Source organism: Erwinia sp. (assembly GCF_031978025.1).
Classification (GTDB): domain Bacteria; phylum Pseudomonadota; class Gammaproteobacteria; order Enterobacterales; family Enterobacteriaceae; genus Erwinia.
Genome location: NZ_DALZCD010000139.1, coordinates 1 through 10,982, shown reverse-complemented (window position 1 = coordinate 10,982; position 10,982 = coordinate 1). Strand labels below are relative to the sequence as shown.

10 protein-coding genes and 1 pseudogene are annotated in these 10,982 nt (G+C 55.3%); 7 read left to right on the top strand and 4 right to left on the bottom strand.

The genetic code is table 11. The features are described 5' to 3' along the window. Nucleotides 1-100, bottom strand: a pseudogene (gene djlA, locus RTK32_RS12530) (co-chaperone DjlA); the annotation flags it as partial. Between the two features lie 147 nt (nucleotides 101-247). On the opposite strand from djlA, the gene lptD reads away from it, so the two are divergent. The 6 genes from lptD to apaH are packed head-to-tail and all read left to right on the top strand — an operon-like array spanning nucleotide 248 to nucleotide 7,047. Next, complete coding sequence (gene lptD / locus RTK32_RS12525; RefSeq protein WP_312044408.1) at nucleotides 248-2,644, top strand: LPS assembly protein LptD; 2,397 nt, start codon at nucleotides 248-250, stop codon at nucleotides 2,642-2,644. Nucleotides 2,645-2,698: 54 nt separating this feature from the next. After that, nucleotides 2,699-3,994 (top strand): peptidylprolyl isomerase SurA, encoded by a 1,296-nt coding sequence (gene surA / locus RTK32_RS12520; RefSeq protein WP_312044406.1) that lies wholly within the window; start codon nucleotides 2,699-2,701, stop codon nucleotides 3,992-3,994. Then, nucleotides 3,984-4,976: a 4-hydroxythreonine-4-phosphate dehydrogenase PdxA gene (pdxA, locus tag RTK32_RS12515; protein WP_312044404.1), complete on the top strand. Its 993-nt coding sequence runs from the start codon at nucleotides 3,984-3,986 to the stop codon at nucleotides 4,974-4,976. Before surA ends, pdxA begins: the two co-directional genes overlap by 11 nt. Continuing rightward, the gene (gene rsmA, locus RTK32_RS12510) at nucleotides 4,969-5,796 is read left to right on the top strand and encodes a 16S rRNA (adenine(1518)-N(6)/adenine(1519)-N(6))-dimethyltransferase RsmA (RefSeq protein ID WP_312044402.1); all 828 of its coding nucleotides are present in this window, start codon (nucleotides 4,969-4,971) and stop codon (nucleotides 5,794-5,796) included. Before pdxA ends, rsmA begins: the two co-directional genes overlap by 8 nt. A 2-nt stretch (nucleotides 5,797-5,798) precedes the next feature. After that, complete coding sequence (apaG, locus tag RTK32_RS12505; protein WP_312044400.1) at nucleotides 5,799-6,173, top strand: Co2+/Mg2+ efflux protein ApaG; 375 nt, start codon at nucleotides 5,799-5,801, stop codon at nucleotides 6,171-6,173. Nucleotides 6,174-6,222: 49 nt separating this feature from the next. Further along, complete coding sequence (gene apaH, locus RTK32_RS12500) at nucleotides 6,223-7,047, top strand: bis(5'-nucleosyl)-tetraphosphatase (symmetrical) ApaH (RefSeq protein ID WP_312044398.1); 825 nt, start codon at nucleotides 6,223-6,225, stop codon at nucleotides 7,045-7,047. 32 nt (nucleotides 7,048-7,079) lie between these two features. On the opposite strand, the gene folA is transcribed toward apaH, so the two are convergent. Next, a complete protein-coding gene (gene folA / locus RTK32_RS12495; RefSeq protein WP_312044396.1) occupies nucleotides 7,080-7,559 on the bottom strand; it encodes a type 3 dihydrofolate reductase in 480 nt (159 codons plus the stop codon). A 185-nt stretch (nucleotides 7,560-7,744) separates the two neighbouring features. Between folA and RTK32_RS12490 the strand changes: the two genes are divergently transcribed. After that, nucleotides 7,745-8,359 (top strand): LysE family translocator, encoded by a 615-nt coding sequence (locus tag RTK32_RS12490; RefSeq protein ID WP_312044394.1) that lies wholly within the window; start codon nucleotides 7,745-7,747, stop codon nucleotides 8,357-8,359. Nucleotides 8,360-8,477: 118 nt separating this feature from the next. Here RTK32_RS12490 and RTK32_RS12485 read toward each other — a convergent pair whose 3' ends face one another. Together RTK32_RS12485 and carB are read right to left on the bottom strand one after the other, a co-directional pair. Beyond that, nucleotides 8,478-9,215, bottom strand: coding sequence for a phosphatase PAP2 family protein (locus RTK32_RS12485; protein ID WP_312044392.1), 738 nt, complete (start codon nucleotides 9,213-9,215; stop codon nucleotides 8,478-8,480). Between the two features lie 177 nt (nucleotides 9,216-9,392). Next, the coding region (gene carB / locus RTK32_RS12480; protein ID WP_312044391.1) for a carbamoyl-phosphate synthase large subunit at nucleotides 9,393-10,982 on the bottom strand (1,590 nt) is incomplete at its 5' end.

The window sequence follows — 10,982 nt, the reverse complement described above, 5'->3', positions numbered from 1 at the left end:
CAACCAAATGCCCGAGGATCAGGCCAATTGCCAGTACCCAAAAGCCGGTGCCGCTTAACAAACCCAGCACAAGCCCAATTACTTTTCCCCAATAGCGCATATACTCCTCAATTCGCCATGCTGAAGGCTAAAAATTGCATTATCATACCCGTCATTTATCTCTGAGCCTAACGGCAACGCGGTCAAACAGCCTGGATAACACTAGCGCAACGCAGTTGAGTGCGTTAGTCTCTGACCGTTTGTCGGCATGATGCCAGCTATCACGGAATTTTCGATACCGCGTATGAAAAAACGACTACCTACTTTGCTGGCCACGCTTATCGGCTCAGCGCTCTACAGCCAGCAGGGTCTGGCAGATGACCTCGCCTCGCAGTGTATGCTGGGTGTACCGAGCTATAACCGGCCTTTGGTTCAGGGTAAAAATACCAATGAACTGCCGGTTACTATCAACGCGGATCAAGCGAAAGGCAACTATCCTGATGATGCGGTATTTACCGGCAACGTCGATATTCGCCAAGGCAACAGCCGTCTGCTTTCCGACGAGGTGCAGTTGCACCAGCGACCACAACCGGGTCAGACGGTGCCGGTGCGTACCGTTGACGCGTTGGGTAATGTGCAATACGACGATAATCAGGTCATCCTGAAAGGGCCGAAAGCCTGGTCGAATCTGAATACCAAAGACACCAACGTCTGGAACGGCACCTATCAAATGGTAGGCCGTCAGGGACGCGGTACCGGCGATCAGATGAAACAACGCGGTGAAAACCGTTATACCATCCTCGAAAACGGGACTTTTACTTCCTGCCTGCCCGGTGATAACAGCTGGAGCGTGGCAGGAACAGAAGTGATTCAGGACCGTGAAGAGCAGGTAGCCGAAATCTGGAACGCCCGTTTCAAAATTGGCGCGGTGCCGGTGCTGTACAGTCCTTATCTGCAGTTGCCTATTGGCGACCGCCGCCGTTCGGGTTTTTTAATCCCCAACGCGAAATACGGCAGCTCCAACGGCTTTGAATTTATTCTTCCTTACTACTGGAATATTGCGCCGCAGGCTGATGCCACCATCACGCCGCATTATATGAGCAAGCGCGGCCTGCAGTGGCAGAACGAGTTCCGCTATCTGACTAAAGCAGGCGCGGGTCTGGTTGAATTTGACTACCTGCCAAGCGACGATCAGTACAATAAAGATGCCGCCACGCGCGGTATTACTGATGACAAAGATTCCAACCGCTGGCTCTTCTTCTGGAAACACTCTGGCGTTTACGAGCAGAACTGGCGTTTTAACGTTGATTACACCAAGGTCAGCGATCCTTACTACTTCACCGATCTGGACTCCACCTACGGCGATTCCACCGATGGCTACGTCACGCAGAAGTTCAGCGTAGGCTATGCAGAGAAAAACTGGGACGCCACGCTGTCCACCAAACAGTTCCAGATTTTCTCTACCCAGACGAATAATGACGTTTACCGCGCCGAACCGCAGTTTGATTTCAACTATTACCAGGACAACGTTGGCCCGTTCAATACGCATCTTTACGCGCAGGCGGTGAAGTTTACTAACGTTAACGAACGTTACCCGGATGCGACTCGTCTGCATCTGGAACCAACCATCAATCTGCCGCTTTCCAACGGATGGGGCAGCCTGAACACCGAAACGAAGCTGTTAGCCACGCACTACCAGCAGGACGATATTGAGTATTACAACAATAATGTTGATACCAGCAAGGTCAACCAGCTGAAAAGCAACGTGAACCGCGTTATGCCGCAGTTCAAGGTTGATGGCAAAATGGTTTTCGATCGGGATATGAACTGGGCTGAAGGTTACACGCAGACGCTGGAACCGCGTATGCAGTACCTTTATATCCCTTATCGCGATCAGAGCACTATTCGCTCTTATGACTCCACGCTGCTGCAAAGTGACTATACCGGCCTGTTCCGCGACCGCACCTACAGCGGCCTCGATCGCATCGCTTCAGCCAATCAGCTGACCAGCGGCGTCACCACGCGAATATTTGATAACGATTTGGTTGAACGTTTTAACGCTTCCATTGGTCAAATCTACTCGTTTACCCCATCCCGTACCGGGCTGGAGAATGCGGACAGCGACGATCGCGGTAGCCTGGTCTGGGCGGGCGACACGTACTGGAAGATTAGCGATCGTTGGGGAGCGCGCGGCGGTGTGCAGTATGACACCCGCATTGATAACGTTTCTCAGGGCAATGCCGTGCTGGAATATCGCCGGGATGCAGACCGTATGGTGCAGCTGAACTATCGCTACACCAGCCCCGAATATATTCAGCAGACGCTCAGCCAGATCACTAACCCTGGCTATCAACAGGGCATTTCGCAGGTGGGTACCACGGCCAGCTGGCCGATCGCCGATGCTTGGTCGGTAGTCGGCGCCTGGTATTACGATACCAAAGCTAAACAGCCTGCCGATCAGCTGCTGGGCTTACAGTATAGTTCTTGTTGCTACGCTATTCGCCTGGGCTATGAACGTAAGATCACCAACTGGGAAAATGACAGCAGTAAGTATGACAACAAAATCTCGTTCAACATTGAGCTGCGCGGCCTGAGCTCATCTTATGGCCTGGGCACCGGGCAAATGCTGCGTCAGGGCATCCTGCCTTATCAGCGCTCTTTCTGATGTTGTGATAATTAGTATGCCAACCCGCAGTGCGGATAGAAAAATGGAAAAAGTATGAAGAACTGGAGAATGCTGATCCTGGGAGCTGCGCTTAGCGCCAGCTCCGCGTTTGCAGCACCGCAAGTTGTTGATAAAGTAGCCGCCGTAGTCAATAACGGCGTGGTATTAGAGAGCGACGTCGAGGGTATGATGCGGTCGGTGAAAAGCCAGGCCCAGCAGGCGGGTCAACAGCTGCCGGACGATAAAACGCTTCGTCATCAGATTGTTGAGCGTCTGGTCATGGATAATATCCTGCTGCAAATGGCGAAACAGGCCGGTATCCAGATCCAGGATGACCAGCTCGATCAGGCGATTGCTAACATTGCTGCGCAAAATAAAATGAGCGTCGATCAGCTGCGTAGCCGTCTGGCTTACGACGGCATGAACTACGCCACTTATCGCGAGCAGATCCGCAAAGAGATGACGATTGCCGAAGTGCGCAACAATGAAGTTCGTCGTCGCGTGACTATTCTGCCGCAGGAAGTGGATTCGCTGGCGACCCAGGTTTCTTCACAGAATAACGCCTCTACTGAACTGAACCTCAGTCACATTCTGCTGCCGCTGCCGGAAAATCCGACTCAGCAACAGGTGGACGATCAGGAAAACCTGGCTAAACAACTGGTGAGTCAGGCTAAGAGCGGTGCAGACTTCGGTAAGCTGGCTATCACTTACTCTGCCGATCCTCAGGCGCTGAAAGGCGGCAACATGGGCTGGGGCCGAATTCAGGAACTGCCTTCGCTGTTTGCCCAGTCGCTGGTGACGGCCAAAAAAGGCGATATCATCGGCCCGATCCGTTCCGGCGTGGGGTTCCATATCCTGAAGGTGAACGACGTCCGCGGTGACAAGCAGAATATCTCCGTGACGGAAGTGCACGCCCGCCATATTCTGCTTAAGCCATCGCCGGTCATGACCGACGATCAGGCTCGCCAGAAACTGGCTCAGGTTGCAACGGAGATCAACAGCGGCAAAACCACTTTTGCCCAGGCTGCTAAACAGCTTTCTCAGGATCCCGGTTCTGCCAATCAGGGTGGCGATCTTGGCTGGAGCTCGCCGGAGGTGTACGATCCTGCCTTCCGTGATGCGCTGCTGAAGCTGAAAAAAGGCCAGATGAGCGCGCCAGTGCACTCCTCTTTCGGCTGGCATCTGATTCAGCTGATGGATACGCGCCAGGTGGATAAAACCGACGCGGCGCAGAAAGAGCGTGCTTACCGCCTGCTGTTTAACCGTAAATTTGCAGAAGAAGCGCAAACCTGGATGCAGGAGCAGCGCGCCTCTGCTTATGTGAAAATTCTGGATGCCAATGCTCAGTAATATGCGCGTGGCGATCACTCCCGGCGAACCTGCCGGGATTGGTCCCGATGTTACCCTCCAACTGGCCCAGCGCGACTGGCCAGTTGAACTGGTCGTCGTCGCCGATCCAGCTTTGCTGCGCGAGCGTGCAGCAAAGCTGGGTCTCCCTCTGACGCTGCGTGAATACCAGCCGGGCGTTGCTGCCCGGCCGCAGGTTGCCGGAACCCTGACCGTCCTGCCCGTAACCGTGCCGCAGCCGGTAAAAGCGGGCGAGCTGTGCGTCGCTAACGGTCACTATGTGCTGGAAACGCTGGCTCGCGCCTGCGACGGTTGTCGAAACGGCGAGTTCGCAGCGCTGGTCACCGGACCGGTGCACAAAGGCGTGATTAACGATGCGGGCATCCCGTTCAGCGGCCATACCGAGTTTTTTGCCGAGCGCGCGGGTTGTTCCCGCGTGGTGATGATGCTGGCAACGGAAGCGCTACGGGTCGCGTTGGCGACTACGCATCTGCCGTTAAAAGATGTCTCTGCCGCCATCACCCGCGACAGCCTGCATGAAGTCATCCACATTCTGCATGACGATCTGCAAAGCAAGTTCGGCCTGGCGCAGCCGCATATTTTTGTCTGCGGTCTTAATCCACACGCGGGCGAAGGCGGCCATATGGGACGTGAAGAAATTGACGTCATCATTCCCGCGCTCGACGAGCTTCGGCGCAGCGGCATTCAGCTGACCGGCCCACTGCCGGCGGATACGCTGTTCCAGCCTAAATATCTTCAACATGCCGATGCGGTTCTGGCGATGTATCATGACCAGGGCCTGCCGGTACTGAAATACCAGGGCTTCGGGCGGGCGGTTAATATCACGCTCGGCCTGCCCTTTATCCGCACCTCCGTTGACCACGGCACCGCTTTAGAGCTGGCAGGCCGGGGCAGCGCGGATGCGGGCAGCTTTATTACGGCGCTTAACCTCGCCATTACCATGATTAAGAGCAGTAATGAATAATCGCGTCCATCAGGGCCATTTCGCCCGCAAACGTTTTGGCCAGAACTTCCTTAACGATCAGTACATTATTGACAGTATCGTCTCTGCAATCCACCCTCAGTCCGGTGAGGCGGTCGTTGAAATCGGCCCCGGTCTGGGCGCGTTAACCGAACCGGTTGGCGACAGGCTGGAAGCGATGACGGTCATCGAACTCGACCGCGATCTGGCGGCTCGTTTGCAGACCCATCCGTTCCTGGGCCCTAAGCTGACGATTTTTCAGCAGGATGCCATGACCTTTGATTTCGCGGCCTATGCTCGTGAAAAAGGCCAGTCTCTGCGCGTCTTCGGCAACCTGCCCTATAACATCTCTACCCCATTGATGTTCCACCTTTTCAGCTATACTGATGCGATCCGCGACATGCACTTTATGTTGCAAAAAGAAGTGGTGAACCGCCTGGTGGCCGGGCCCGGCAGCAAAGCCTATGGTCGTCTGACGGTAATGGCGCAATATTATTGTCAGGTGATCCCCGTGCTGGAAGTCCCGCCGGAATCCTTTACGCCTGCGCCGAAAGTGGATTCCGCCGTGGTACGCCTGGTGCCGCATGCATCGCTACCAAACCCGGTTCAGGATATAAAAGTCCTGAGCAGGATCACCACCGAAGCGTTCGGCAAGCGCCGTAAAACGCTGCGCAACAGCCTTGGCCATCTGTTTACGCTGGAAGTCCTGCAGGAGATGAATATCGATCCGACGCTGCGCGCGGAAAACATCTCTGTCGCTCAGTACTGCCAGCTGGCGAACTGGTTGTCTGCGCATCCCCAACAGACGCCGCAGGAGAGTTAACTATGGATACGCCCCGAGTTTGTGTGCATGTTCAGAGCGCTTATATTGCGTCGCAATCCGCGCCGGAAGAGAGCCGCTACGTTTTTGCCTACACCATTACCCTGCGTAATTTGGGGCGTCATTCCGTTCAACTGCTGGGCCGCTACTGGCTGATTACTAACGGCAACGGCCGCGAAACGGAAGTTCAGGGCGAAGGGGTGATCGGTGAACAACCGCACATTGCGCCCGGCAGTGAATTTCAGTACACCAGCGGCGCCGTGCTGGAAACCCCTATGGGCACCATGCAGGGACACTATGAGATGATCGACAGCGAAGGCGAAGCCTTCCGCGTGGCGATCCCGGTGTTCCGGCTGGCCATTCCCAGCCACATACACTAATTCTGATTGCGATCCGGGCGCTGGTCCGGCGCTGAGGTTCGGATTGTTTATGAGCACTTACCTGATTGGCGATATTCACGGCTGCTATGACGAGCTTCGCTCGCTGCTGGCCCAGGTGACTTTCGATCCCGCCCGGGACACCCTCTGGCTGACAGGCGATCTGGTTGCACGCGGCCCCGCTTCGCTGGAAGTCTTGCGCTATGTTCGCTCGCTTGGCGATGCGGTGAAAGTGGTGCTGGGTAATCATGATCTGCATTTGCTGGCGGTGTTTGCCGGCATCAGCCGCAACAAGCCTAAAGATCGCCTGACGCCGTTGCTGGCGGCAGAAGATGCTGACGAGCTGATTAACTGGCTGCGTCGACAGCCCCTGATCCAGGTCGATGAAGAGAAAAAGCTGGTGATGGCGCACGCGGGTATTACGCCGCAGTGGGATCTTGCCACAGCGCAAAGCTGCGCACGCGAGGTTGAAGCCGTGCTCTCCAGCGATACCTATCCGCTGTTTCTGGATGCGATGTACGGCGATATGCCGAACAACTGGACGCCGGAACTGAGCGGACTGGCGCGCTTGCGCTTCAGCACCAACGCCTTGACCCGGATGCGCTTCTGCTTTCCTAACGGCCAGCTGGATATGATCTGCAAAGATACGCCCGCTTCGGCCCCGGCACCGCTAAAGCCGTGGTTTACCCTTCAAGGTCCGGTGTCGCGTGACTATACCATTGCGTTCGGCCACTGGGCTTCGCTGGAAGGGAAAGGCACGCCGGAGACTATTCTGGCGCTGGATACGGGCTGCTGCTGGGGCGGCGTGCTGACGATGCTGCGCTGGGAAGATAAAACCTGGTTCACCCAGCCGTCGTACCGCGAGCGGGAAGACTAACGAAAAAGGGCGGAGATTATCCGCCCTTTTGATTAACGTCGATCCAGAATTTCGAAGCAGTAACCGTGCGTATTTTTCTCGTCCGCATCGTGAAACTCGCTAAAGGTCGACTGCCACTGATCCGGCTCGTAGTCAGGGAAAGTGGTATCTCCTTCCACTTCTGCATCAATATGCGTCAGATACAGGCGACCAGCGCGCGGCAGCAGCTGCTCATAAACGCGTCCGCCGCCGATGACCATGATCTCCTCAACGTCCCCGGCCGTTTTCAGTGCCTCTTCAATGGAAGAGACCCAGCTTACGCCTTCCGCATCGCCTGGCTGGCTGCTGATCACGATATTCAGCCTGCCCGGTAGCGGGCGGCCGATAGATTCAAAAGTACGGCGCCCCATAATGACCGGTTTGTTCAGCGTGTGCTTTTTAAACCAGGCCAAATCGGCGGGCAGATGCCACGGCATGGCATTTTCCATCCCGATAATGCGGTCGGTCGCCATGGCTGCAATCAGGCTTATCATCTGAGAATACTCACAAGGTGTAAAATTGGCGCCATCATACGGAAAGGCGAAAGTTTCGTCGATAGCAAAGCGTGGCGAATTAAGTAAAGGTTTAGCGGCGACGTGTCATTTGTCAGTGCTTCAGGCTAAAATAGCCTCGGCAAACCCTTAGGGGTTTCTCTCTTCTGCTGAACCCTGAGAACATCATGTTAGAAACCAGTTTACTTATCGTCACGATTGCGACGTTGGGCATGCTTTCGCCCGGTCCCGATTTTTTCCTGATTATTAAAAATGCGGCACGCTATCCTCGCCGTGCCGCATTAATGACGGCGCTTGGCGTCAACTGTGCTGTAGCGACGCATATGACCTATTGCGTCGCCGGTCTGGCAGTGGTGATTACCACTACGCCATGGCTGTTTATGCTGTTGAAGTATGCCGGGGCGGCTTACCTGATTTACGTCGGCGTTAAGGCATTACTTTCACGCGGCGGCAGCAAAATGGATCTCAGCAACATTGAGGCGGAAAACACCTCCTTAAAGAAGGCCTTTATGCAGGGCTACCTTTGCAATCTGCTGAATCCTAAAGCCACGCTGTTTTTTCTGTCGATGTTTACGCAGGTGCTTAACGTGCATTCTGGCCTGGGCGAAAAGATTTGGTATGCCGGCATTATTTTAACGCTCTCTTCCATCTGGTGGCCGACGCTGGTGATACTCATCCAAAGTCCTCCCGTCCGTCGTGGTCTGGCCCGCGCGCAGAAGCTGATCGACAGGCTGTTAGGGACCGTACTGATCGCTTTCGGTATCAAAGTCGCCCTCTCCTGACCGCTTCTTTATAAATGAAAGCCCCGTCGGTATAACAACCGGCGGGGCTTTTTTCGTCTTATAAAACCTTCGGTTAAACTCAACCAAAGGGCCACTGCATTTTCCGCGCCGCGCGGCTTTACCGAACCGACGCCGGATGGTTAAACTCATCTTTCGCTTTTTGTAGTTGCCCGACAAAGTTTTCATCGGCATGCAAACGAGCCACGATAGCCCCACCGACGATACGGGCAGCCGTCACATCGCTCTGCCAGTGATAGCCGCAGATCACCCGGCTCTGGCCCATGTCGTAACCGCGTTTAAGGATGACATCCTGCCTCGCCGGATTGATCTCCGTTAGCACCAGTGCCGTTGCCCAGCCAATGGCCGTATGGCCGGATGGATAAGAGCCGTTAGTGGACAGCGTCTGCTGCTGGTCGGGACGGCAGGTCGGCTCGTGATAAAAAGCAAAGGGACGAATACGCATATAGTGGGTTTTGGCGCTGCGGGTGGCCAAATCGCCGGCATCCTCACGCATTTTCATTAACAGCCCATAAAGCACTGGCGTCTTGCTCTTGCTGATTTCTCGTCCAAAGGCGGTAGAAAAAGCGGCGGCCACGCCGTCGCCTTCTATCTGCGCGTCGTGCCAGGCCTGTTTGCCACGAGGCGTATCACGCAGGCTTTTACCCCGTTCGTATTGCGCTTTATCATTGAGAAATTCAATGCTGTCCGTCGCCGGTGGCGGTGGCAAAAGCATCAAGCTGTCGGGCGATTGCGTTTCCTGTAGAAAATACAAATCCGGTTTTGTAGTAACATCTTTGGCCGCATGAGCCAGCGAAATAATGGCCAAACAGGCCAGAGCGACAGCGCTTTTTTTCATTGTTTCATCCGTGATAAGGGAATTATCGCGCCGACGTTTCGGCGGCGTAGAAAGCCTGCCGCATTTTTTAACGCATTAACTTTAAAGGCGTCACAAAACGGTTTATTACTGCGGGGGACATAGAGAGATAAAAAAATCCCCGCCGAGGCGGGGATGGGGAGGAGACACGGACGCGCTTTAAGCCTGTTTAATCTGCGCGTGCATTTCCTGCACGGAGATGACCTGTTCGGTCGGGTCGGCATTTAGCGACATTGCGGTCGCGAAGCCGCCGTTCAGAGTAGTATCGTAGTGCACCTTGTACTGCAGGGCGCTGCGGCGGATCAGTTTAGAATCCTCGATCGCCTGCCGTCCGGCCGTGGTGTTCACAATATAGGCGTACTCGCCGTTCTTCAGGCGATCCTGAATATGCGGACGGCCTTCATGCACCTTGTTGACCAGCCGCGGATTGATACCCGCTTCGCCTAATACCACTGCTGTGCCGTGGGTAGCATCCAGCTCAAAACCCAGTTTTTGCAGCTTGGCGGCCAGGTCCACAATACGTTTTTTGTCACCTTCACGTACGGAGAGCAGCGCGCGGCCACTTTTCTTCATGTTGCTTTGCGCGCCCAGCATCGCTTTCGAGAAAGCTTCTGCAAAGGTGCGGCCCACGCCCATGACTTCGCCGGTGGAGCGCATTTCCGGGCCAAGGATAGGATCGACGCCCTGGAATTTATTAAACGGCAACACCACTTCCTTCACCGAGTAATAAGGCGGGATGACTTCCTCCGTTACGCCCTGCTCTGTCAGCGTTTTGCCTGCCATCACGCGCGCGGCCACTTTTGCCAGCGGCACGCCGGTCGCTTTAGAGACAAACGGCACGGTACGCGCGGCGCGAGGGTTAACTTCAATCAAATACACTTCGTTATCTTTTACCGCGAACTGCACGTTCATCAGGCCACGCACGCAAAGCTCAAAGGCGAGCTTTTCGACCTGCTGACGCATAACGTTCTGAATCTCTTTGCTCAGCGTATAGGCCGGCAGGGAACAGGCGGAGTCACCGGAGTGCACACCAGCCTGCTCGATATGTTCCATGATGCCGCCAATCAGCACGCGCTCACCATCGCAAATGGCATCAACGTCCACTTCTACCGCGTCATCCAGGAAGCGATCCAGCAGCACCGGCGCATCGTTGGAAACGGAAACCGCCGTCTGGAAATAACGCTTAAGATCCACTTCGTCGTAAACGATTTCCATGGCGCGTCCGCCCAGCACGTAAGAAGGACGAACCACCAGCGGATAGCCGATAGTCGCCGCTTTTTCTACCGCCTGCTCCAGCGCGGTCACCGTTGCGTTGGCGGGCTGCTTCAGGCCCAGGCGATCGACCGCCTGCTGAAAACGCTCACGGTCCTCGGCGCGGTCAATCGCATCCGGGCTGGTGCCGATAACCGGCACGCCTGCGGCTTCCAGCGCACGCGCCAGCTTCAGCGGCGTCTGGCCGCCGTACTGGACGATCACGCCTTTTGGCTTCTCAATGCGCACGATTTCCAGCACGTCTTCCAGCGTTACCGGCTCGAAATAGAGACGATCGGACGTGTCGTAATCGGTAGAAACGGTTTCCGGGTTACAGTTGACCATAATGGTCTCAAAGCCGTCTTCGCGCAGCGCCAGCGCGGCATGTACGCAGCAGTAGTCGAATTCGATACCCTGACCGATACGGTTTGGCCCACCGCCCAGCACCATAATTTTATCGCGATCCTGGTTTGGATTGGCTTCGCATTCTTCTTCATA